Raw genomic sequence first — 24,027 nt, 5'->3', positions numbered from 1 at the left:
CGGATCGCCTCTGTCGTTGTGGCGCTCCCATGCAGAACCTGGCCCATAGTGCATCCTTTGATTCGGACGACAATGATGAACCATCAAAGCCCGGGATCAAACACCTAGAGCAGTTCATCGTTTCACGGAAACGCCGAACCGCTCTACCTCTTTGTTCTTGCGCAATTCCGGACGGAAAACCGTTTCACACCTTTCCTGGAATTGCCCTAAATCGCAGCCAGGCCCAGCAGCAGGATCGCGGACATCGCGGTAAAGACGGTGACGTTGACGTCCCACCGCCAGCCCGCCGGTCCAAACGGCGGCCGGAATGGTGGATAGCCGTTCTCGTCGTAAAGCACTCCGCCATAGATCGGCCGCGAGAGCATGGCCACGAAGAACGCTCCATACATGGCCGCGGCCAGTCCCCCCGCGAGATAGAGCCGCTCGGCCTCGAGTTGCCCCTTGATCCAGATAAGCCCGAGCGCAATCAGCGCCACTCCGGTGTAGCTCAGCACCTACCAGACGACGTGAAACCGGGCGTGGGGGGTCCACAACGGATTGGTCGCGTGGGTGGCGTTCAAGTCGGCTTTGATCGTCACCACACCGTAGCCCACGGTCGCGACGCTCAGCAGAATTCGGGCAAGCAGATGACCGTCGTAAGCGAGTTCCATCGCATTTCCTCCCTCACGCCGGAACGGCTTGAATGGCGCCCTGGGCACAGAAGAGCTGCCCATCGGCCAGCCGCGCATAATTATGGACGATCCCGTTCTCGTGATCCTGCAACTGCACAATGAAGTTGCCGCTCTGCTCCGTCCAGCTCGCGAGCACGAGATTCGGGCGCACGCTGGTCAGGCCGACGTTGACCACCTCGTCGATTTCGGTGGTCCCGATCGACGCCTGGATATGCAATTCCTGCGGCGAGAGAAATGTCAGCCGCGGTACGAAGGGGCCGAAAACGCAGTCGAAAGTCTTGCCTACGAGCGAGGCTGGAAAAGCATCGGTTGCTGCCATCATCCTCTCCTTGGGCATGGCCGCTGCGACCACGCCATTTGACGATTCTCGGTATCGCAGTCGCAGAAATATTCCGAATAGGTGCCCTTGGAGCGCTCCAAGGAATACGATCCCTCTATTTCGGTTTTGAGTCAATAAAATTCTTGGAGCGCTCCAAAAAATGGTCTATCTCAGGGAAAACGAGTGAATCGCCAATGCCCACCCTAGCCGATGTCGGCAAGGCTGCCGGAGTTTCCCGGGGGACTGTCTCCAACGTCTTCAACCGGCCGGAGCTGGTTAGGCCTGAATTGCGCGAGCGCGTCGAAGCGGCCGCGCGAGCGCTCGGGTTTGGCGGCCCCGATCCGAAAGGACGATTGCTGCGGGACGGCAAGTTCAATGCCATCGGGTTCATGCCGCCTGGCGCCTACGCCATCTCCGAAGTGATGAGAAGCCCTTACGGCCGCGAGCTGGTGCTCGGCGTTTCGCTCGCCTGCGACGAGGCTGGAACGACGCTCAGCCTTGTAAACGGCACCGTCAATACGCGCTTCGCCAGCATCCGCGATGCCCTGGTTGACGGCTTTATCCTTGGTCACAGCGCCGACATTGGTCTCATAACTTCGGTACAGAGACGGCGTCTGCCCTTCGTCATTCTCGAAAGCGACGCAGGTCCCGGCATCAATTCGATAAAGATCGACGGCAGGAGTGGAGCGGTTGCTGCTGTCCGGCATTTGACCGGGCTGGGGCACCGGCATTTTGCCATCCTTTCGGTGCGCCGGACTCCCGGCCCGCCGATTGTCCACATGCCCGGACAGGCAACCCGCCCGCTTCTGGCCGGCTTCCCGCTCGACGATGAAAGGCTCGACGGTTTCAAACAGGGTTTGGCGGAGGCGAATTTGTCGATCGACGATGTCCCGATCATCGAGACGATCCCAGGCGAGCCATCTGCCGGAGCAGTAGTGTTCGACAGAGCACCTGAAGCAACCGCGATCCTGACAATGTCGGATTGGCAGGCGATCACGATATTGGACGAGGCGGTTCGCCGCGGCATAGACGTGCCGGGCCACGTATCGGTCGTCGGCTTCGATGGCACCGCCGAATCCGCACGCACCACGCCTCCGATGACCACTGTCGCACAGGACGTGATCGGAAAAGGCAGGCTTGCCGCCCGAATGGTTCTTGACAATGAAGCCCCCCGCCAGGTCGTTCTGCCGGTAGAACTGGTGGTTCGAGCCTCCACAGCCGCGCCGAGGGCAAAAATCCGCTGAAACGGGCGGGCGCGCCATCCGCACCAGGGGCGGCGCTCGCAGCGTCTTTTCTCTGAGCAGCGTCTGGCACTGGACGAGGCACAACTTGACTATAAGGGCCTGACAGCCGACCGTGACTGCCGGCGGAAGACAACTGTAACTTGTGGCTTGGGGGAACAATGATCCAGCATCTTGGCAGGCCGGTCACGTTCATGGCCGCGATCCTGGGACTGTTGACAGCAGCCGAGGCGGAGCCGGTGACGTATGCCGGCAAGCTTGGAAAGAGCGATATCGTCGTCGAATTCGCCGGCGACCCCGCGGCCGCCGGCGGCCCGCTGGCCGGCCGTTATTTCTACCGCTCGAAGGGCGTCGACATCCCGCTGCAGGCCCGGTCTCAAAAGGGCAGCAAGTTCGAACTGGCCGAGGAGGAGGCATGCGGCGCCGACAATTGCGATAACGGAAAGGCCGCGCCGATTGCCGCCGTCTGGCGCCTGGCCTCATCGAGTAACGGCAAAACCCTTGAAGGCAGCTGGAACGGAAAGAAGGCGCTGCCGCTCAGATTGGAACGGGTCGCAAGTCGGCAGGTGACCGAGAACGAGCCCAGCAGCCCGCTCGATCTCTACGATTTCAGCTTCATGAAGTTCTTCGGCAATGACACGCCGCTCACCATGGAAACGTCCCCTTATGACTATCTGCGGATGGACACTCGGCTCGATAACGGCAAGACGACTGGTTGGCCGGACGCAACCTACCGCTATGTCGTCGACCCCCGCACCAAATTTGCCACGCCGCGCATTGTCGAACTGTTCGGCGACGTTCCAATCGAGGCCGCGAATGCTCTGCTGCAAGACAGGCACTGGCGCGCAAACATCGGCGCACTGGGCTGCGTGGCGGCGCAATATGCCGGCTTCAACGAAGGCGGGTCGATTGAGGGTGCGGACGGCGGCACACTCGGCGGCTATGAGGACAGCACATTCGAATTGACCTCGCTGACGCCGCGGCTGATGAGCTGGCGGGAGTCCGGCAGCATCTTCTGCGGCGGAGCGCATCCGACCAACTATTCGGACGCCTACATCATGGATGTGCGCCGCGGCGTCCTGCTCGGGCTTCAGGACATTTTCTTGGATACGGTGGATGGCAAGCCCGGTCCTTCCCTCGCCTCCTTGGTCAAGCAACGGCGCAAGAAACCGACCGATCAGACCGATATCGATCACGAAGCCGAATGCGGCATGGACGATCTCATCGGCGAATATCTGGCGGTCAGCCTTTGGCGTCAGGGTGACAAGCAGGTTCTGGTTTTCGGGCTCCAGACCCTGCCGCATGCCATCCAGGCCTGCGCCGACGATCTGCTGGAACTGCCGGTCGCCGAGGCACGTGACCTCTTCAAGCCTGAATTCGCAAGACTGGTCGAGCCGTAGCCGGGATGGCGCGGCGTGAGGCCGGCCGTCCGCTTTTCGCTTTATTGTGACAATGATCTATGGTTTGTCGCGCCGCGGCCAAGCCGCTGTTCCGAAGCGTTTTTTGAGGGAGTAATCGATAAATGGCGAATGAAAACTGGCCCGTTTACGGTGAGATCACCGGCCCTGTCGTGATGATCGGCTTCGGCTCGATCGGACGGGGAACGCTGCCGCTGATCGAGCGCCATTTCAAATTCGACAAGTCGCGCATGACGGTCATCGACCCGCGCGACACCGACCGCAAATTGCTCGACGAGCGCGGCATCACCTTCATGCAGGATGCGGTGACCAAAAAGAACTACAAGAAGCTGCTGACACCGCTTTTGACCAATGGCGGCGGCCAGGGCTTTTGCGTCAACCTGTCGGTCGACACTTCCTCGCTCGAGCTGATGAAGCTCTGCCGCAAGCTTGGCGTCCTCTACGTCGACACGGTGGTCGAGCCCTGGCTCGGCTTCTATTTCGACGAAAAGGCCGACAATGCCTCACGCACCAACTATGCGCTGCGCGAGACGGTGCGTACTGAAATCGCAAAGAACCCGGGCGGCACCACGGCGATCTCGTGCTGCGGCGCCAATCCCGGCATGGTCTCGTGGTTCGTCAAGCAGGCACTGGTCAACCTCGCCACAGATCTTGGCCTCGACTTCTCGGAACCCGCGCAGCACGATCGCGAAGGTTGGGCCAGGCTGATGAAGAAGGCCGGCGTCAAGGGCATCCATATCGCCGAGCGCGACACCCAGCGCACCAAGAAACCCAAGCCGATGAACGTGTTCTGGAACACCTGGTCGGTCGAAGGCTTCATTTCGGAAGGCCTGCAGCCGGCCGAGCTCGGTTGGGGCACGCATGAGACGTGGATGCCGAAGAACGCCAAAAAGCACAAGAACGGCTCGAAGGCCGCAATCTTTCTGGAGCAGCCCGGCGCCAACACGCGCGTGCGCACATGGTGCCCGACGTCCGGTCCGCAATACGGCTTCCTGGTGACGCATAATGAGGCGATTTCGATTGCCGATTTCTTCACTTTGCACAGCAAGAAGGGCAAGGTGCAGTACCGGCCGACCTGCCATTACGCCTATCATCCCTGCAACGACGCCGTGCTGTCACTACACGAGATGTTCGGTGCCGCCGGCGAGGCTCAGCCCGTGCATCACGTGCTCGACGAAAACGAACTGGTCGATGGCATCGACGAACTCGGCGTGCTGCTCTACGGCCACGCCAAGAACGCCTACTGGTATGGCTCGCAGCTGTCGCTGGCCGAGGCGCGCAAGCTGGCGCCCTACCAGAACGCCACCGGCATGCAGGTCACGTCGGCGGTGCTGGCCGGCATGGTCTGGGCGCTGGAAAATCCCGAGGCCGGCATCGTCGAAGCCGACGAGATGGATTACAAGCGCTGCCTCGACGTGCAGAACCCATATCTCGGGCCGGTCAGGAGCTATTATACGGACTGGACACCGCTCGACAATCGGCCTGGTCTGTTTTCCGAGGACCTCGACACCAAAGACCCGTGGCAATTCCGCAACATCCTCGTTCGATAGCAGCGTTGCCTCGACACTCCGCCAGCTTGCAATCGCCCGGAAATCGGGCGATTGAAGAGGGCGGACCGAGGAGAGGAATTTGATGATGACGATTGTGCAAAGGTTGCTTTCGGCTGGCGTTGCCGCAGCCGCTGCCGTCACGTTGGCGGCCTGCACCACCACCGGCCCAGGCGAGCCGCCGGTGATCACGGCCAAAGGGGTCGAAGGCTCCTGGATCGACGCGCAGGGCACGGGCTTGTCCACCTTCAGGGGCGGCAGCTTCGCGACCGTCGCCACCGATACCGGCCAGAAGCTTGCCGATGGCAGCTACACCATGACCGGCGGCACCTCAGTCGAGATCCATGGCACTTCGCTGATCCGCCAGACGCCGATCAGCTTCAACTGCTTGATGGTCTCCACCAGCCAGCTCAATTGCACCAGCGCGAGCGGGCAGAATTTTGTGCTGACCAGGCGCACCTGAAATTCGATTCCGACTTGACTTTGCAAAGGGCGGCGGCTTCAAGCCGCCGTCTTCTTGCGCCGGCAAAGCTGATGCCGATTTCCGCTTGCATCGACTGAAACGCGATGTGAACATGGCCCGAGAGGGCTGTTACATCCCAGTCAAACAAGAGCGTTAAACGCGTCTGGTCCAGTTATCCGGGAGACGAGAATGAAGAAGATCGCTGCCATCGCCGCGCTGTCGGCATCGGCGCTTGGCCTGTCGGCAGGGGTATCCTTTGCCGACTACACGCTGAACATCCTGCACATCAACGACTGGCACAGCCGCATCGAGAGCAACAACAAGTATGAATCGACCTGCTCGGCCGAGGAGGAGACCAAGGGCGAATGCGTCGGCGGCGCCGGCCGCCTGGTCACCGCGATCGCCCAGGAGCGCAAGAAGCTGCAAGGCCAGAACGTGCTGCTGCTCAGCGCCGGCGACAATTTCCAGGGCTCGCTCTTCTACACGACCTACAAGGGTAAGACCGAAGGCGAATTCCTCAACCAGATGAAATTCGATGCCGAGGTGGTCGGCAACCATGAGTTCGACGATGGCGAGTCGGCGCTGGCGCCGTTTCTCGACATGATCCAGTTTCCGGTGCTCGGCGCCAACGTGAAGGCCAATGCGCAATCCAAGCTCGGCGACCGCGTCAAGCCGTCGATCGTGGTCGAGGTCGGCGGCCAGAAGATCGGCATCGTCGGCGCGGTCACCAACGACACGCCGGAGCTTGCCTCCCCTGGCCCGAACATCGCCATTGAAGACGACGTCAAGTCGATCACCGCTGAGGTCGAGAAACTGAAGGGAGAGGGCGTCAACAAAATCATCGCGGTCACCCATATCGGCTACAAGCGCGAGCGCGACGTGATCGCCAAGATCCCGGGCGTCGACGTGGTGGTCGGCGGCCACAGCCATTCGCTGCTTTCCAACACCGACCCCAAGGCGGAAGGCCCTTATCCGACGATGGTCGACAATCCGGACGGCTACAAAGTGCCGGTCGTGCAGGCGGCGTCCTATTCGAAATATCTCGGCGAGTTCAAGGTCGTGTTCGACGACAACGGCGTCGTCAAGGAGGCCAGCGGCGATCCTATCCATCTCGACAAATCGATCATTCCCGACCCCGCCGTGCTTGCCCGTATCAAGGAACTCGGCGCGCCGATCGAGGCTTTGAAGAACAAGGAAGTCGCCGAGACCACCAAGGCGATCGACGGCAGCCGCGAAAACTGCCGCGCCCGCGAATGCGAGATGGGCAATCTGGTCTCCGACGCCGTCCTCGACCGGGTCAAGGGCCAGGGTGTAGAGATCGTCATCTCGAATGGTGGCGGCTTGCGCGCCTCGATCGACCAGGGCACCGTCACCATGGGCGAGGTTCTCACCGTCCTGCCGTTTCAGAACACGCTGGCGACCTTCCAGATCTCCGGTAAGGATCTGGTTGCCGGCCTCGAAAGCGGCCTCAGCCAGGTCGAGGACGGCGCCGGGCGCTTCCCGCAGGTTGCCGGCCTGAAATATGCGTTCGACAAATCGGCGCCGCCTAACGGACGCGTCAAATCGGTCGAGGTGATGGAAGGCGGCGCCTGGACGCCGATCAAACCGGAGAAGGACTACCTGGTCGCCACCAACAACTATGTCCGCCAGGGCGGCGACGGCTACAAGGTGTTCGCCGAGAAGGCCAAGAACGCCTATGATTACGGCCCGGGGCTGGAACAGGTCGTTGCCGATTACCTCGGCGCGCACCGGCCCTATACGCCGAAGCTCGATGGCCGCATCACCGAGATCGCCGCGACCGGAGCCCCGACCGCAGAACCTGCCAACCCGGCCGAACCGCCAAAACCTGCTGAGGCAGCGCCGATAAAGCCTGCTGAGCCGGCAATGCCCGAAATGCCGGCCGGCTCCGGCGACATTTCCAAAACGCCGCCGGCCGTCCCGGCGGAAACCGCGCCGGCAACACCCGCACCCGCCGAGCCGGCCCAGCCGGCGGCACCTGCGGCTCCGGCCACACCGGCTCCGGCGACCCCTGCTCCGGCCGAACCGGCCAAGCCCGCCGAGACAGCGCCTGCCCCGAGTCAGCCAGCCCCAAGTGAGCCGGCAAAACCTGCCGAGCCGGCTGCGACGGCACCAGCCGAAAGCAGCCATGTAATCGTCGCCGGCGATACCTATTGGGATCTCGCGGTGAAGGCCTATGGCGACGGCACCAAATGGAAAATGATCTACGATGCCAACAAAGCCTACGAGCCACGCCGGCTGCCGGTCGGCGCAACCTTGACTATCCCGGCGGCCTCGAAGTAATCCGGCCGCATGAACGCAATGCACCCGCCCGGCAAACCGGGCGGGTGCTGCATTTCTGGGATAAGGTGCGGCCAGACGCTGCATTTGAAAACCGGCGCGGCATCGCTACTTTCGCCGCGGCACCGTTGGTTCGCGGTGTTGGAGAACCTCATGACGCGTGCCAGCCCTGCTGAAATCAAAGCCGAGAGGACCACCGCCTCGCCGTCGGCAGGGCGCCCTCTGGTCAGGACCGGCAAGGTCGGTGTCATGCTGATCAATCTCGGCACCCCGGACGGCACCGGCTTCAAGCCGATGTGGCGCTACCTCCGGGAGTTCCTGTCCGATCCGCGCGTCATCGAGCTCAACAAGGCGATCTGGTATCCGATCCTCTATGGCGTGGTCCTCACCACCCGGCCGAAGAAATCGGGCGCCAACTATGCCAGGATATGGAACCGGGAGCGCAACGAGTCGCCGCTGCGAACCTACACCCGTGCCCAGGCCGAGAAGCTCGGGCTTGCGCTCGGCGATTTACCCAACGTCGTCGTCGACTGGGCGATGCGCTACGGCAACCCTTCGACCGAGAGCGTGGCCAACAGACTGGTCGAGCAAGGCTGCGACCGCGTCCTGTCTTTCCCGCTCTATCCGCAATATTCGGCGACGACGACTGCGACTGCCAACGACCAACTGTTTCGCGCGCTGATGAAGATGCGCCGCGCCCCGGCCATTCGCAGCGTGCCGCCCTATTACAACGAGCCGGCCTATATCGAGGCGCTCGCCCGTTCGATCGAAAAGCATCTGGCGAGCCTCGACTTCGAACCGGAAATTGTCATCGCTTCCTATCACGGCATTCCGAAACCCTATTCCGACAAGGGCGACCCCTACCAAGCCCATTGCCTCGAGACGACGCGGCTGCTGCGCGAAAAGCTCGGCTGGGATGAAAAGAAGCTGATCACAACCTTTCAGTCGCGCTTCGGCGCGCAGGAATGGCTGCAGCCCTACACCGACAAGACGGTCGAAAGACTAGGGCGCGAAGGCGTGAAATCGATCGCCATCGTCAATCCGGGATTTTCCGTCGACTGCATCGAGACGCTGGACGAAATCGGCAGGGAAGCGGCCGAGACCTTCCACCATGCCGGCGGTGAAAAGTTCGCACACATCCCTTGCCTCAACGACAGTGCCGAGGGCATGGCGGTGATCGAGGCGATGGTGCGGCGCGAGTTGTCCGGCTGGGCCTGAACAGATCACCCGTCCATGCACCTGCAATCCGTGATCACCTGATTGTAACGTTGCTGAAACACACTTAAGTGTTTGGTCAAGTCGGCCGCGTGGAATGTCCAACATGGCCGGCTTTTGAGGGGAGAGCCAAATGGGTTTCAGTGGTTTTGATATCGCGCTTCTTGTTCTTGTCGCCCTTGTCGTCCTGGTGCTTTTCAAGGGCATCCGGACAATTCCGCAAGGCTATAATTATACCGTCGAACGCTTTGGCCGTTACACCAGGACATTGAACCCAGGCCTAAATCTGATCGTGCCTTTCGTCGACCGTGTCGGCGCCAAGATGAACATGATGGAGCAGGTTCTCGACGTTCCGACGCAGGAGATCATCACCCGCGACAATGCCACCGTTGCCGTCGATGGTATCGCCTTCTATCAGGTGCTCAACGCGGCGCAGGCCGCCTACCAGGTCTCCGGCCTGCAGAATGCGATTCTCAATCTCACGATGACCAACATCCGCACCGTGATGGGCTCGATGGACCTCGACGAACTTTTGTCGAACCGCGACGCCATCAACGAGCGCCTGCTGCGGGTCGTTGACGAGGCGGCGCATCCGTGGGGCATCAAGATTACTCGTGTCGAGATCAAGGACATCAACCCACCGGCCAATCTCGTCGAATCGATGGGCCGCCAGATGATGGCCGAGCGCAATAAGCGCGCCCAGATCCTCGCCGCCGAAGGCCTCAAGCAATCGCAGATTCTGGAGGCCGAGGGCCGCAAGGAAGCCGCCTTCCGCGACGCCGAGGCGCGCGAGCGCTCGGCCGAGGCTGAAGCACGCGCCACGCAGGTGGTGTCGGAGGCGATCTCCAAGGGCGACGTGCAGGCGCTCAACTACTTCGTCGCGCTGAAATACACCGAAGCGCTGACCAAGATCGGCTCGGCGACAAACAGCAAGCTCGTTCTGATGCCGATAGAGGCCTCATCGCTGATCGGCACGCTCGGCGGCATTGGCGAAATCGCCAAGGAGGTTTTCCGGAGCGAAGGCACCGCCGGCGCCGCACGACAGGCCGCCCGCCCGCCGGTGGTTCGCCCGAGCGAAACCTGAGGCCGCCGCCATGCTCGACCGCATTGTTTCCGAACTCGGCCCGTGGAGCTGGATGGTCCTCGGCTTCGTCCTGCTGGTTATGGAGGTTATCGCGCCGGGTATTTTCATGCTGTGGATCGGCATTGCCGCGCTGTTGATCGGCGTCGTCTCACTTCTCATCTGGGATGCCGGTTTCTGGACCTGGCAGGTCCAGGTCCTCGCCTTCCTCGCGCTGTCGCTGGTCTCGGCCTATGTCGGCAAGCGGCTGGTGGGCGGGCGCCATGATGAAACCGACCAGCCGCTGCTCAACCGTCGCGGCGCACAGATGGTCGGCCGGACGGCGACCCTTGCCGAGCCGATCAAGGACGGGCGCGGCCGCATCAAGCTGGGCGACACGTTGTGGCGCGTCTCCGGCCCTGACCTGCCGGCCGGCACGCAGGTGCGCGTGACGGGCGCCGCTGATACCGACCTGGAACTGACGGTCGAGGCGGTCTAGAAGCCCGCTAGGCAGCACCGATGCGCAGCAGGTCGTGCAGATGGACGAGCCCGATCGGCCGCCTGCCTTCGACCACCATTAGGCTGGTGATGGCCGAGTCGTTGATCGTCTGCAGCGCCGTCGCAACAAGCGTGTCGGGCGCGGCCATTTTTGGCTCTCTGGTCATCACCTGATCGACGCTCATCGCCAGGAGATCGCTGCCGATATGGCGCCTGATGTCACCGTCGGTGATGATGCCGATCAGCTTGCCGTCCGCGCCAGTCACCGCCACGCAGCCAAACCCCTTGCGCGACAATTCCAGGATCGCTTCGCGCATGCCGGTACCTGACGACACCAGCGGCAGCCTGTCGCCGACATGCATGATCTCGCGGATCTGCGTCAGGTTGGCTCCGAGCTGGCCGCCGGGATGGAACGTGCGGAAATGGTCCGGGGTGAAGCCGCGTGCCTCGAGCAGCGCGATGGCCAGCGCATCGCCCATCACCATTTGCAGCAGCGTCGAGGTCGTCGGCGCAAGGCCGTGCGGACAGGCTTCCGGGGCTCGCGGCAGCAGAAGCACCACGTCCGCTGCGCGCGCCAGAGCCGATTTTTCGCCCGCAGTGACCGCGACCAGCGGGATCGAGAAGCGCCTCGAATAGGCGATGATGCCTTTGAGCTCGAGGCTTTCCCCCGACCACGACAGGGCGACGATAGCGTCGTTCCTGGCGATCATGCCGAGGTCGCCGTGATTGGCTTCGGCAGGGTGGACGAAGAAGGCCGGCGTGCCGGTCGAGGCGAGCGTCGCGGCGATCTTCGAGCCGATATGGCCGCTTTTGCCGACCCCGGTGACGATGACGCGGCCATCGATCTGCGACACCATGTCGACGGCCCGTGCGAACGGCTCGGCCAGCCCGTTTTCGAGAGCGTCTGCCAGTGCCGCGACGCCGGCCTGCTCCGTCGCCACCGTTCTCAGCGCCGAGGCAATCGCGGCCTGCCCGTCGTGCCGCTTCCTGTCTGGGGATTTCACGTCCATGGACGATGCGATTAGCGCTTCGGCGCGCGCCTGTCCAACGGAATTGCCGCCCCGAACACCTTGACGGCCCATCCCTCAACGCTCCGTTAACCATCCCCATTTACGGTTTCGTAAGTATGGCGCGCGTGCGCCGCGCAAGCAGTGGTGCCGATGTCCGGGTTTCAGCCTCAAAGCAAAATGGGACGAAAGGGCAAGGCGATCTGCGCTTTGCTGCTGGCAACCAGTGTCCTTGCGTTGTCGCGGCCGGCGCTGCTTTGCGCCCAGGAAACCGAGCTGCGCGGCGAGGTTTCGGAATCGACAATCCTGGACGACCAGCAGTACAAGATCAGGCAATCGAGCATGGCTGGAACCCAGGCCGCGCAGGCTGCTGCAACCGCCAACGACAATACGCCGCTGCCTACCTATCGTCCGGCCAGTCCGGGGGCCTTGCCTGACGACGGCACGGGCGAAGCGGCCACAACCGGCGGCACTTTCGATCCGCCAGAGGCCAGCGGCGACCCATTTCCCGACAACCCTGCTCCGCCGCCGCGACGGCGGCCAAGCGCAACGCAACGCGCCACCAATGCGGCCAACGCCGAAGACGAGACCGCGGACAGTACGAAGAGCAAGGGAACCGCGACTGCAGGCGCGGCGACGACCGATGACACCGATACAGCTGCCATAGACGAGCAGGATACGGTCAACCGCCGTGCCGTCACCGTCGATTCCGCCGAGAGGCTCAAGCTCGACCCCGGCGCCGAGCGCACCGAAGCCATCGAAGGCCAGAACAAAAAGAACGAGGACGATCCGTTCGCCGCCACAGGCATCGAGCTCGGCTCCTTCGTGATCCGGCCGACGCTCGAGCAAGGCCTGACGTCTTCGACAAACGCCGATTCGAGCAGCCTCGGCAAGCCGGCATTGCTGTCGGAAACGACGCTACGCTTCAACGCCGTCTCCGATTGGCGGGAGAATTCGGCGACGGTTGAGGGCTATGGCATCTTCCGCGAAACCTTGTCCGGCTATGACATTCACGAGGCGCAAGGCCGCGTCGACGGCACGCTCAACATCGATCTCGACAATGATCTGCGCGCCATCGCCAAGCTGGGCTATGAGGCCGTGCCCGAATCAGCCTCGTCGCCGGACGCCATCGTCGGTGCCGTTGGGCAGCCAGTGCGCCAGACCGTGAACGGCAGTCTCGCCGTCGAGAAGGATGCCGGCAAGATGCGCTTCGCGCTGACCGGCGCGGTCGAGCACGACATCTTTGGCGACGCCAAGCTTTCGTCGGGCGGATCGCTGTCGCAGAAGGGCCGCGACTCGACGCTCTACACGGCCATTTTGCGCACCGGTTACGAGATCTCGCCTGCCATCACCCCGTTCACCGAAATCGAGATCGGCCGGCGCGCTTATGATTTGCGAGTCGATCCAAACGGTTTCCAGCGCTCCTCGACCAGGCTTGGCGCGCGGGCCGGCGTCGAGCTCGATCTCCGCGAAAAGCTTAGCGGCGAGTTCTCGGTCGGCTGGCTGCGCGAAGCCATCGACGACGACGCCCTGCCGGCGATTTCGGGCGCGACGGTCAATGCCGATCTCAAATGGTCGCCGGAACGCGGCACCACGATCGGGCTCACCGCACAGACGACCGCCGAGAACACGACGAACGCGGGCGAAAGCGGCGACATGCTCTATTCCGGCAGCCTCACGGGCGAGCGGCAAATCCGCGCCAACCTGACCGGAAATGCCGCACTCGGCCTTGAATGGCGCGACTATACCGGCTCCGACGATCATGATTTGACGCTGAGCGCCGAGGCTGGGCTGACGTGGTGGCTGAACCGCTACACCGGGCTCACCACCCGCGCCAGGACTGAAAAACTGACCAGCAACCTGGTTGGGCGCGACTACACGGCCAACAGTATCTTCGTCGGCTTGAAGTTGCAGCGCTAAACGCATGTCGCGCAAAAGTGTGCAGCGGTTTTGCGATAACGACATTCATAAAACAAGAACCTAATGCGCGTCGCATGAGGTCGGTCGAACGCGGCGCGCTTTAGCCGGTCTGCGGCAGCCGGTGTTGAAAACTACAAGGCTACGCCGCGGCGTTCTGACGGCGCGAGTTCGTCCAGAAGCGTGCGAATGACACCGGCCATGCTGGCATTCATGTCGCTGCGCCACAGTGCGAAGGCAACGTTGGCCTCGACGAAGCCTTCGGGCGAGCCGCAGTCGAACGTCCGCCCGCGGTAGTGGTAGCCGTAGAAGGGCTGTTGCTTCTGCAGCTTCAGCATTGCATCGGTGAGCTGGATCTCGTTGCCGGCGCCTTTTTCCTGACCTTCGAGTATCTTGAATATCTCCGGCTGCAGGATGTAGCGCCCGTTGATGTAGAGGTTCGACTGCGCCGTGCCGGTCTTCGGCTTTTCCACCATGCCGGTGATGCGGAAACCGTGATGCGCGTCCTCGCCGCGGCCGACAATGCCGTATTTGTGCGCCTCGGCCGGATCGCATTCCTGCACGGCGACGATGTTGTTGCCGGTCTCGGCGTAAAGCTCGACCATGTCCTTCATGCAGCTTTTTTCCGACTGCATGATCATGTCGGGTAACAGCAGCGCAAAGGGCTCGTCGCCGACAAGCTCGCGCGCGCACCAGACGGCGTGACCAAGGCCGAGCGGTACCTGCTGGCGGGTGAAGCTGGTCTGCCCCGGCGCCGGCTGCAGCCGCTGCAGGCGGGCGAGCTGGTCGTCCTTGCCGCGCTGCGCAAGCGTGTCGTAGAGCTCGAACTGGACATCGAAGTGATCCTCGATGACCGCCTTGTTGCGGCCGGTCACGAAGATGAAATGCTCGATCCCCGCATCGCGGGCCTCATCGACCACATACTGGATGACCGGCCTGTCGACGACCGTCAGCATTTCCTTGGGAATGGCCTTGGTAGCGGGGAGAAAGCGCGTGCCGAGACCGGCAACCGGGAACACTGCCTTGCGAACTCTCTTCATGTGCCAATTATCCATTTGCATGCCTGTTCGGCAATCCCGATTCGAGACATTTTCATGCCGAAATCGAGGATTACTGAACGGCGGGTCAGAAATCTCAGTTGGTAAAGCATTGACGCATCTTTTCACCCCGGACGGCACCTATGGTAAACCAAATGCTAACCGGGTTCGGCGATGAATAGTCTTCCTGAGATGAAGAAGGAGGAAAAGATGTCCGTTCGCAACGCCGCAAGGCGCTTCACCAGCGTCCTGACGGCCGCCAGCCTCTCGCTTGCCTTGCTCATGCCCAGCGGGCCGGCTTTTGCCGATGCCGGCTTCCGCCAATGGGTCGCCAGCTTCCGTGCTACCGCCGTGGCGAGCGGCGTTTCCGGCTCCGTCTACGACCAGGCATTCAAGGGCATCAACGACGCTGACCCGGTGGTGCTGGAAAAGGCCCGTACTCAACCCGAATTCACCGCGCCCGCCTGGGATTATTTCGACAACCGCGTCCATGACCAGTCGGTCGCCGTCGGCCAGCAGATGGCAAGGAAATGGAAGCCTTGGCTGGACAGGATCGAGGCAAGATACGGCGTCGACCGCTACATCCTGCTGGCCATCTGGTCGATGGAATCGAACTACGGCGAAACGCTCAAGCGCGATGATATCATGCGCAGTGTCGTGCGCTCGCTGGCGACGCTTGGTTATGCAGACCCGAAGCGCGCGAAATTTGCCCGCACCCAGTTGATCGCCGCGCTGAAGATCCTGCAGACCGGCGACATCGACGAAAGCCATCTCAGCGGCTCATGGGCCGGCGCGATGGGCCATACCCAGTTCATCCCCACCAGCTACCTGTCCTATGCGGTCGATATGGACGGCAACGGCAAGCGCGACATCTGGAATTCGATTCCCGACGCACTGGCGACAGCCGCCAATTTGCTGCGGAAGAACGGCTGGCAGGCAGGCAAGACTTGGGGTTATGAGGTCAGCATTCCGGACGGCAAGAAGCTGCCTGGGGGCTCGAAATCGCTGTCGCAATGGCAGGCGCTGGGCGTCACCCGTGCCAACGGCAAGCCGTTCAAGAACGGTGCGGACAAGGCGACGTTGAAGCTGCCCGGCGGCCGCGGCGGGCCAGCCTTCCTGATGATCAAGAATTTCTCGGTCATCAAGCGTTACAACAATGCCGACAAATATGCGCTCGCCGTGGGCCTTCTTGCCGACGAAATCGCCGGCTATGGCGGGCTTGTGCAGGACTGGAAGCGCCCGTTTACCAGGCTCTCCTTCGAGGAAAGGCAGGAGCTTCAGAAGCGACTTTCCGAGCACGGCTATTACGACGGCAAGTTCGACGGCAAGATCGGTGACGGATCGAAAACCGCCATCATGGCCTTCCAGGCAAAGGCCGGCTTGACCCAGGACGGGTATCCGAGCAAGGAAGTGCTCAAATGGCTCAGGCAGAACTAGAGCCGGTTACGGGATGGAGAGGGTGATTGGTTTCGGCTGCGCGCATCCGGTTAATCGTTCGTCGCGTGCCGATCCTCGTTCTGGCGATCGCCGTTCTGGCAGTCGGCGCCGCCAGTGCCTTTCATACCTCGGCCATGGCGCAGGAGCCGGAAAGTCGTGGCTGGTCGCTGCGCGACCTGTTGTTTCCGCGCAGAAGCGAGCGGTTTGAGCAGCCGCCGCCCGAATTCCAGAGAGAATTCCAGAGAACAAAGCCCAGACCCAAGCTGAGGAAGCCCCGGTCCGGTCGCCGGCCGCCGCCGGCCGAACCGACAACCCCGGTGGCCGAGAAGGCGCCGGATGCACGCGTCGTTCTGGTGGTCGGCGATTTCATGGCGTCTGGGCTGGCTGAGGGGCTCGACGCCGCCTTTGCCGAGAACACCGGCGTCAGGATCGTCGTCCGTGCCAACGGATCGTCCGGCTTCGTGCGTGACGATGTCTACAACTGGCCAGAACAGGTCAAGTCGCTGATCGCTGCCGAAAAACCGGCAGCCGTCGTCGTCATGCTCGGATCCAACGACCGACAGCAGATGCGCGTCGGCGATGTGCGCGAGCAGCCGCGATCCGAAAACTGGACCAAGGAATACGAGCGCCGGACCGATGCGTTCGGCAAGGCCATCGCCGCAACCAAGGTGCCGTATCTGTGGGTCGGCATGCCGGCCATCCGGGTCTCGAAGATGACCTCCGACATGCTGGCCTTCAACGACATATTCCGCTCGTCCGCCGAAAGCCACGGCGGCGAATTCGTCGACGTCTGGGACGGGTTCGTCGACGAGAACGGCGCCTTCATCACCAGCGGTCCGGACATCAACGGCCAATCGGTGCGCCTGCGCTCCGACGACGGCATCAACATGTCGAAGGCCGGCAAGCGCAAGCTCGCCTTCTATACCGAAAAGCCGCTGATGAAGATCCTTGGGCTGGCCGCGCCGGGAAGCGTGATGACAGCTTCTGCCCCGGCCGGCGCTCCCGTCGAGGCGCCGGCACCTGCTGCCGCACCGATAGCGGTCGATCGCACCGTGCCGATGCTGCTCAGCGATCCGGCGCTGGACGGCGGTTCGGAACTTCTCGGCGCCGCCCCGCCGGCAAAAGCTGACAAGAATTTGCCGGGCGAAAGGCTGATCGTCGAGGGCAAGGCGCCCGACGCCTCACCGGGCCGTGCCGACGATTTCTCCTGGCCGCCGAAGACACAGCCTGCGACGGCGGCCGCATCCGACACGACGACGGCGATCCGGCAGTAAGCAGAACCTCTTCGGAACGGACTCAACGCGGCAGCACGCTCGATCCCATCAGCGCCTCGTCGATGGCGCGCGCCGCCTGGCGGCCCTCGCGGATCGCCCAGACGACCAGCGACTGGCCGCGCCGCACGTCGCCCGCCGCATAGAGCCTTTCGACGCTGGTCCTGTAATCCCGATCATTGGCCTCGACATTCTTCGAACGGCGGCTGTCGGTGACGATCGTCATCTGCCCGTCGAGCTCCGACACCGGCCCTCGAGCGGCTGGCCCGGCAAAGCCGATGGCGATGAACGCGAGATCGGCGCGGATAACGAATTCGGTGCCGGCGATCGGCTTGCGCTTTTCGTCGACCTCGCAGCATTTGACCCCGGTCAGCTGGCCGTCTTCGCCGATGAATTCGAGCGTCGCCACCTGGAATTCGCGCTCGGCGCCTTCGGCCTGCGAGGACGAGGTGCGCATCTTGGTCGCCCAGTAGGGCCAGACCGACAGCTTGTCTTCCTTTTCCGGCGGCTGCGGCCGGATGTCGAGCTGGGTGACGCGCACCGCGCCCTGGCGGAAGGCAGTGCCGACGCAGTCGGAGGCAGTGTCGCCGCCGCCGACGACGACGACATGCTGGCCGCCGGCGACGATTGGGCGGGACGGCCATGCGACCGACTGGATCGGCTCGCCGCCTATGCGCTTGTTCTGCTGCACCAAATAGGGCATGGCGTCGTGCACGCCGTCGAGATCATCGCCCGGGATGTTGGCCGGACGCGGTGTTTCGGAACCGCCGCAATAGAGGACCGCGTCATATTCGGCGAGCAGTTCGGCGACCGGCTTGTCGACGCCGACATTGACGCCACAATGGAACCTGACACCTTCGCCCTGCATCTGCTCGATGCGCCGGTCGATATAATGCTTCTCGATCTTGAAATCGGGGATGCCGTAGCGCATCAGCCCGCCCGGCCGGCTCTCGCGCTCATAGACGTGAACGTCATGGCCGGCACGACCGAGTTGCTGGGCAGCGGCCATTCCCGCCGGCCCCGAGCCGATGACCGCGACGCGCTTGCCGGTCTTCCGTTCCGGCGGATAGGGCCGGATATGGCCGGTTTCATAGGCCTTGTCGGCAATCGCCTGCTCGATCGTCTTGATGGCGACCGGAATGTCCTCGAGATTCAGCGTGCAGGCTTCCTCGCAAGGTGCCGGACAGATGCGGCCGGTGAATTCCGGAAAATTGTTCGTCGAATGCAGGTTGCGGATCGCGTTGTCCCAGTCGCCATTGTAGACGAGGTCGTTCCAGTCCGGGATCTGATTGTGGATCGGGCAGCCGGTCGGTCCATGGCAATACGGAATGCCGCAATCCATACAGCGCGCGGCCTGCTTCTCGACCTCCTTGTCCGACATCGGCAGCGTGAACTCGCGGAAATGCCGGATGCGGTCGGAAGCCGGCTGGTACTTGTGCACCTGCCGGTCGATCTCGAGAAACCCTGTTACCTTGCCCATAGTCCAGTCCCTGCTGTCCGGAAGGCACGCCTGGCGACGCACCCGTTAACCTCATAAGGCAGCCGTGGCAACCTTCAGTCCGAGGTCAGGATTGTTGATGAAGATGGTTGCCGGGACGCATGGCCTCCCGGCAATTTCCAAATCTATTCCGCCGCCACGTTCATGCGCATCCGTTCCATCTCGATCAGCGCGCGGCGGTACTCGACCGGCATGATCTTCCGGAATTTCGGCCGGAAAGTTGTCCAGTCGTCGAGGATTTCGCGACCTCGTACCGAGCCAGTGTAGTGGACGTGGTTGGAGATCAGCTGGTAGAGCCGCTCCTCGTCGTGGCTGGTCATATCGCCGGATACGTCGACACGGCCCTTGTGGTCGAGATCGCCGCCATGGTGGAGCAGCTTTTCCATAAGGTCGTCCTCTTCCGGAACCGGCTCCAGCTCGACCATCGCCATGTTGCAGCGCTCGGCGAAATCGCCCGCCTCGTCGAGCACATAGGCGACGCCGCCCGACATGCCGGCGGCGAAGTTGCGGCCGGTCTGGCCGATGACGACGACGATACCGCCGGTCATGTATTCGCAACCATGGTCGCCGACGCCTTCAACGACGGCGGCGACACCCGAATTGCGCACGGCAAAACGCTCGCCGGCGACGCCGCAGAAATAGGCCTCGCCCTCGGTTGCGCCGTAGAGCACGGTATTGCCGACAATAATGGACTCGGCAGCAACGATTTTCGTGTTCTCCGGCGGGCGAATGACGATGCGGCCGCCCGACAGGCCCTTGCCGACATAGTCGTTGGCAGCGCCCACCAGTTCGAACGAGACGCCGCGCGCCAGGAAGGCGCCAAAGGACTGGCCGGCCGTGCCGGTGAGCTTCACCGAGATCGTGTCCTCGCGCAGGCCCTTGTGCTTGAAGCGCTTTGCCACCTCGCCCGACAGCATGGCGCCCGTCGAACGGTCGACGTTGCGGATCGGCAGTTCGATACTGACCGGCTGCCTGGCTTCGAGCGCCGGCTTTGCCAGTTCGATCAGCTTGCGGTCGAGCACGTCGTCGATCGGATGCTTCTGCCGCTCGGTCCAGTGCACCGCCTCGTGCGGCGCATCAGGCTTGTAGAACATCTTGCTGAAGTCGAGCCCGCGCGCCTTCCAGTGCTGGATCAGCTCGCGCTTTTCCAGAAGGTCGGTGTCGCCGATGATCTGGTCGAGATGGGTATGGCCCATCTCGGCAAGCAGCGCCCGCACCTCTTCCGCCACATAGAAGAAGAAGTTGATGACGTGCTCGGGCGTGCCCTTGAAGCGCTTGCGCAGCACCGGGTCCTGTGTCGCGACGCCGACCGGGCAGGTGTTGAGATGGCACTTGCGCATCATGATGCAGCCGGCCGCGATCAACGGCGCGGTCGAGAAGCCGAACTCGTCGGCGCCGAGCAGTGCGCCGATGATGACGTCACGCCCGGTGCGCAGGCCGCCATCGACCTGCAGCGCGACGCGCGACCTGAGACCGTTGAGCACCAGCGTCTGGTGCGTCTCGGCAAGGCCCATCTCCCACGGGCTGCCGGCATGCTTGAGCGAGGTCAGCGGCGAGGCGCCGGTGCCGCCGTCATAGCCTGATATGGTGATGTGGTCGGCACGCGCCTTGGCAACGCCGGCCGCAACTGTGCCGACGCCGACTTCCGAGACCAGCTTGACCGATACATCGGCCGCCGGATTGACGTTCTTCAGATCGTAGATGAGCTGCGCCAGATCCTCGATCGAATAGATGTCATGATGCGGCGGCGGCGAGATCAGGCCGACGCCCGGCGTCGAATGCCTGACCTTGGCTATGGTCGCATCGACCTTGTGGCCCGGCAGCTGGCCGCCCTCGCCGGGCTTCGCCCCTTGCGCGACCTTGATCTGCATCATGTCGGAATTGACCAGATATTCCGCCGTGACGCCAAAGCGGCCCGAAGCGACCTGCTTGATCGCCGAGCGTTCGGGGTTCTTCCCGCCGCCCGGCAGTGGCAGATAGCGGTCGGCCTCTTCGCCGCCCTCGCCGGTGTTCGACTTGCCGCCGATGGCGTTCATGGCGCGCGCCAGTGTCGTGTGCGCTTCCCTTGAGATCGAGCCGAAGGACATCGCCCCGGTCGAGAAGCGCTTGACGATATCGGCGGCCGGCATCACCTCGTCGAGCTTGACCTTCTTGCGCCCGGTCTCTTGCGCCAGCCTGATCTTGAACAGGCCGCGAATGGTCTGCGCCTGTGCCGTCTCGCTGTCGATCTGGGCGGAATAGTCCTTGAACGTTTCCCACGAGCCTTGGCGCACGGCGTGCTGCAAGGTCGCCACTGCGTCGGGCGACCAGATGTGGGCCTCGCCGCGCATGCGGAACATGTATTCGCCGCCGACCTCGAGGCTGTTGCGCAGCACCGGGTCGTTGCCGAAGCCGTCGGTGTGGCGGCTGACCGTTTCGGCGGCGATCTCGTCCAGCCCGACGCCTTCGATCAGCGTCGCCGTGCCGGTGAAGTACTTCTGCACGAAGTCCGACTTCAGCCCGATGGCATCAAAGATCTGCGCACCGCAATAGGACTGGTAGGTGGAGATGCCCATCTTGGACATCACCTTGAGGATGCCCTTGCCGATTGACTTGATGTAGCGGGAGACGACCTCGTAGGCATCGACCTCCGCCGGCAATTCGCCACGCTTGTGCATATCGAGCAGCGTGTCGAAAGCGAGATAGGGATTGATCGCCTCGGCGCCGTAGCCGGCGAGACAGCAGAAATGATGCACCTCGCGCGGCTCGCCGGATTCCACGACGAGCCCAACCGAGGTGCGCAATCCCTTCCGGATCAAATGATGATGCACGGCCGCCGTTGCCAGCAGCGCCGGAATGGCGATGCGGTCCGGCCCGAGCTGACGGTCCGACAGGATGATGATGTTGTAGCCGCCGGCGACCGCCGCCTCGGCGCGCTCGCACAGCCGGTCGATGGCGCCCAGCATGCCGGCCGCGCCTTCATTCGAAGCATAGGTGATGTCGATCGTCTTGGTGTCGAAACGGTCCTCGGTGTGACCGACCGAGCGCAGCTTCTCCAGATCGCCATTGGTCAGGATCGGCTGGCGCACTTCGAGCCGCTTGCGGCGCGAAGTGCCGACAAGATCAAAGATGTTGGGCCGCGGCCCGATGAAGGAGACGAGGCTCATCACCAGTTCCTCGCGAATCGGGTCGATCGGCGGGTTGGTGACCTGTGCGAAGTTCTGCTTGAAATAGGTGTAGAGCAGCTTCGATCTGTCCGACATTGCCGATATCGGCGTGTCGGTGCCCATCGAGCCGACCGCCTCCTGCCCGGTGGTCGCCATCGGCGACATCAACAGCTTGGTGTCTTCCTGGGTGTAGCCGAACGCCTGCTGGCGGTCGAGCAGTGAGACATCCCTGCGCAGGGCGCGCGGCTCGACCGGGTTCAGATCCTCGAGGATGAGCTGGGTGTTGGCGAGCCAGCTCTTGTACGGGTGCCTGGTCGCAATCTCCGACTTGATCTCCTCGTCGGAAACGATGCGGCCCTTGTCCAGGTCGATCAGCAGCATGCGGCCGGGCTGCAGCCGCCACTTCTTGACGATCCTTTCCTCTGGCACCGGCAGCACGCCGGCTTCCGAGGCCATAATGACGCGGTCGTCGTCGGTGACGATGTAGCGCGCCGGCCGCAGCCCATTGCGATCGAGCGTGGCGCCGATCTGGCGGCCGTCGGTGAAGGCAACCGCCGCCGGCCCGTCCCACGGCTCCATCAGGGCTGCGTGATACTCGTAGAAGGCCTTGCGGTCCTGACCCATCAGCTTGTTGCCGGCCCAGGCTTCCGGGATCAGCATCATCATGGCATGGGCGAGCGAATAGCCGCCCTGCGTCAAGAATTCGAGCGCATTGTCGAAGCAGGCGGTGTCCGACTGCCCTTCATAGGAGATCGGCCATAGCTTCGAGATGTCGTTGCCGAACAGTTCGGAATCGACCGAGGCCTGCCGTGCCGCCATCCAGTTGACGTTGCCGCGCAGCGTGTTGATCTCGCCATTGTGGGCGACCATGCGGTAGGGATGCGCCAGCTTCCACGACGGGAACGTGTTGGTCGAGAAGCGCTGGTGGACCAGGATCAGCGCCGTCTCGAAACGCGGGTCGGTGAGGTCCTTGTAGTAGGCGCCGACCTGATAGGCCAGGAACATGCCCTTGTAGACGATGGTCCGCGACGACATCGAGACGACATAGAAGCCGTTGTCGACGCCTTTGGTCTCCTCGTGGATACGGCCGGAAATGACCTTGCGCAGGATGTAGAGCCGCCGCTCGTAATCGTCGTCGTTCTCGATCTCGGCGCCGCGGCCCAGGAACACCTGCCGGTGCACCGGCTCGGAAGCGGCGATGTCGGGCGCCTTGGACAGCGACGAATTATCGACCGGCACGTCGCGAAAACCGAGCAGCGGCTGGCCTTCGAGCTGCGCAACCTCGGCGATGATGCCTTCGATATGCGCCTGCAGCTCCGGGTCGCGCGGCATGAATACATGGCCGACGGCGTAGTGGCCAGGCTTCGGCAGTTCGACCCCTTGCTTGGCCATCTCCTCGCGGAAGAAACGGTCCGGCAGTTGCACCAGCACGCCGGCGCCGTCGCCCATCAGCGGATCGGCGCCGACGGCGCCGCGATGCGTCAGGTTTTCGAGCACGGCAAGGCCGTCCTCGACAATCTGGTGCGACTTTACGCCCTTCATGTTGACGATGAAGCCGACGCCGCAGGCATCATGCTCGTTGCGCGGATCGTAGAGGCCGTGCGCGGCATAGCCGGTGCTGGTTCGCCCAATATTGGTCAGGGACGGATTTTTGACGGCTGCCGCTTTCGTCTGCGCGGCCTTCGTCGCAGATGGCGTCATGTCCATCATCGTCCTGTCCTCCGTTCCGTCCCCTTCGGGCGCTGGTTTCCGTCGGGAAGCGCGTGGCTCCCCTTTCAATCTTGCGGCACGTCTTGCGAAATTCTTGCCGACCGTGCGGCTTTCCGCATGGTTCGCATATGGTATTCGTACAGGCCAGAGCCAGGCTGTCTAGCTATCGCTCGCGGCAATTGCCGCAGAGGCGCAATCATATGCCAATGCGGCCAGTTTTGTGCGACAAAATAAGACAGCACTACTGTCCTAAATTTTTATGACAGAAATTTTG

General features: G+C 62.8%; 18 protein-coding genes. 11 read left to right on the top strand and 7 right to left on the bottom strand.

Annotated elements, in window-relative coordinates; genetic code table 11:
* Positions 1-206: 206 nt before the first annotated feature.
* From NKH13_RS03970 to NKH13_RS03960, 3 genes are read right to left on the bottom strand one after another with little or no spacing between them, the layout of a single operon-like run.
* The gene (locus NKH13_RS03970; RefSeq protein ID WP_352910765.1) at positions 207-494 is read right to left on the bottom strand and encodes a hypothetical protein; all 288 of its coding nucleotides are present in this window, start codon (positions 492-494) and stop codon (positions 207-209) included.
* The gene (locus NKH13_RS03965) at positions 495-650 is read right to left on the bottom strand and encodes a hypothetical protein (RefSeq protein ID WP_352910761.1); all 156 of its coding nucleotides are present in this window, start codon (positions 648-650) and stop codon (positions 495-497) included.
* 13 nt (positions 651-663) lie between these two features.
* Entirely contained in the window at positions 664-990 is a 327-nt protein-coding gene (locus NKH13_RS03960; RefSeq protein WP_352713521.1) for a MoaF-related domain-containing protein, read from the bottom strand.
* Between the two features lie 194 nt (positions 991-1,184).
* Here NKH13_RS03960 and NKH13_RS03955 point away from each other — a divergent pair, with 194 nt between their 5' ends.
* The 8 genes from NKH13_RS03955 to NKH13_RS03920 all read left to right on the top strand — a co-directional run bounded on the left by NKH13_RS03955 (position 1,185) and on the right by NKH13_RS03920 (position 10,731).
* A complete protein-coding gene (locus NKH13_RS03955) occupies positions 1,185-2,234 on the top strand; it encodes a LacI family DNA-binding transcriptional regulator (RefSeq protein WP_352910758.1) in 1,050 nt (349 codons plus the stop codon).
* 158 nt (positions 2,235-2,392) lie between these two features.
* A complete protein-coding gene (locus NKH13_RS03950; protein ID WP_352910756.1) occupies positions 2,393-3,631 on the top strand; it encodes a hypothetical protein in 1,239 nt (412 codons plus the stop codon).
* A 122-nt stretch (positions 3,632-3,753) separates the two neighbouring features.
* Entirely contained in the window at positions 3,754-5,199 is a 1,446-nt protein-coding gene (locus NKH13_RS03945) for a homospermidine synthase (protein ID WP_352465847.1), read from the top strand.
* An 85-nt stretch (positions 5,200-5,284) separates the two neighbouring features.
* A complete protein-coding gene (omp10, locus tag NKH13_RS03940; protein WP_352665656.1) occupies positions 5,285-5,659 on the top strand; it encodes an outer membrane lipoprotein Omp10 in 375 nt (124 codons plus the stop codon).
* Positions 5,660-5,848: 189 nt separating this feature from the next.
* Entirely contained in the window at positions 5,849-7,960 is a 2,112-nt protein-coding gene (locus NKH13_RS03935) for a 5'-nucleotidase C-terminal domain-containing protein (protein WP_352665512.1), read from the top strand.
* Between the two features lie 150 nt (positions 7,961-8,110).
* Entirely contained in the window at positions 8,111-9,175 is a 1,065-nt protein-coding gene (hemH, locus tag NKH13_RS03930; RefSeq protein ID WP_352665513.1) for a ferrochelatase, read from the top strand.
* Positions 9,176-9,305: 130 nt separating this feature from the next.
* Positions 9,306-10,256, top strand: a complete 951-nt coding sequence (locus NKH13_RS03925; protein ID WP_352713527.1) for an SPFH domain-containing protein — start codon at positions 9,306-9,308, stop codon at positions 10,254-10,256.
* Between the two features lie 10 nt (positions 10,257-10,266).
* Entirely contained in the window at positions 10,267-10,731 is a 465-nt protein-coding gene (locus tag NKH13_RS03920) for an NfeD family protein (RefSeq protein ID WP_352454064.1), read from the top strand.
* Between the two features lie 7 nt (positions 10,732-10,738).
* Here NKH13_RS03920 and NKH13_RS03915 read toward each other — a convergent pair whose 3' ends face one another.
* The gene (locus NKH13_RS03915; protein WP_292664673.1) at positions 10,739-11,740 is read right to left on the bottom strand and encodes a KpsF/GutQ family sugar-phosphate isomerase; all 1,002 of its coding nucleotides are present in this window, start codon (positions 11,738-11,740) and stop codon (positions 10,739-10,741) included.
* A 177-nt stretch (positions 11,741-11,917) separates the two neighbouring features.
* Between NKH13_RS03915 and NKH13_RS03910 the strand changes: the two genes are divergently transcribed.
* Entirely contained in the window at positions 11,918-13,657 is a 1,740-nt protein-coding gene (locus tag NKH13_RS03910; protein ID WP_502909097.1) for an outer membrane beta-barrel protein, read from the top strand.
* Between the two features lie 131 nt (positions 13,658-13,788).
* Here the strand turns inward: NKH13_RS03910 and galU are convergent, their stop codons facing one another.
* The gene (galU, locus tag NKH13_RS03905) at positions 13,789-14,694 is read right to left on the bottom strand and encodes a UTP--glucose-1-phosphate uridylyltransferase GalU (protein WP_352713532.1); all 906 of its coding nucleotides are present in this window, start codon (positions 14,692-14,694) and stop codon (positions 13,789-13,791) included.
* 207 nt (positions 14,695-14,901) lie between these two features.
* Here galU and NKH13_RS03900 point away from each other — a divergent pair, with 207 nt between their 5' ends.
* Together NKH13_RS03900 and NKH13_RS03895 are read left to right on the top strand one after the other, a co-directional pair.
* Positions 14,902-16,128, top strand: coding sequence for a lytic murein transglycosylase (locus NKH13_RS03900; protein ID WP_352910752.1), 1,227 nt, complete (start codon positions 14,902-14,904; stop codon positions 16,126-16,128).
* A gap of 26 nt (positions 16,129-16,154) precedes the next feature.
* Positions 16,155-17,402, top strand: a complete 1,248-nt coding sequence (locus tag NKH13_RS03895; protein WP_352910750.1) for an SGNH/GDSL hydrolase family protein — start codon at positions 16,155-16,157, stop codon at positions 17,400-17,402.
* A 22-nt stretch (positions 17,403-17,424) separates the two neighbouring features.
* On the opposite strand, the gene NKH13_RS03890 is transcribed toward NKH13_RS03895, so the two are convergent.
* Both NKH13_RS03890 and gltB read right to left on the bottom strand, forming a co-directional pair.
* Positions 17,425-18,879: a glutamate synthase subunit beta gene (locus tag NKH13_RS03890; protein ID WP_352910747.1), complete on the bottom strand. Its 1,455-nt coding sequence runs from the start codon at positions 18,877-18,879 to the stop codon at positions 17,425-17,427.
* Positions 18,880-19,022: 143 nt separating this feature from the next.
* A complete protein-coding gene (gene gltB / locus NKH13_RS03885; protein WP_352713543.1) occupies positions 19,023-23,753 on the bottom strand; it encodes a glutamate synthase large subunit in 4,731 nt (1,576 codons plus the stop codon).
* Positions 23,754-24,027 lie beyond the last annotated feature (274 nt).

It is taken from the genome of Mesorhizobium sp. M1348, from assembly GCF_040317925.1.
In the GTDB taxonomy this organism is placed as follows: domain Bacteria; phylum Pseudomonadota; class Alphaproteobacteria; order Rhizobiales; family Rhizobiaceae; genus Mesorhizobium.
The sequence above is the reverse complement of the archived record's forward strand: the minus strand, read 5'-3'. Positions and strand labels throughout refer to the sequence as shown.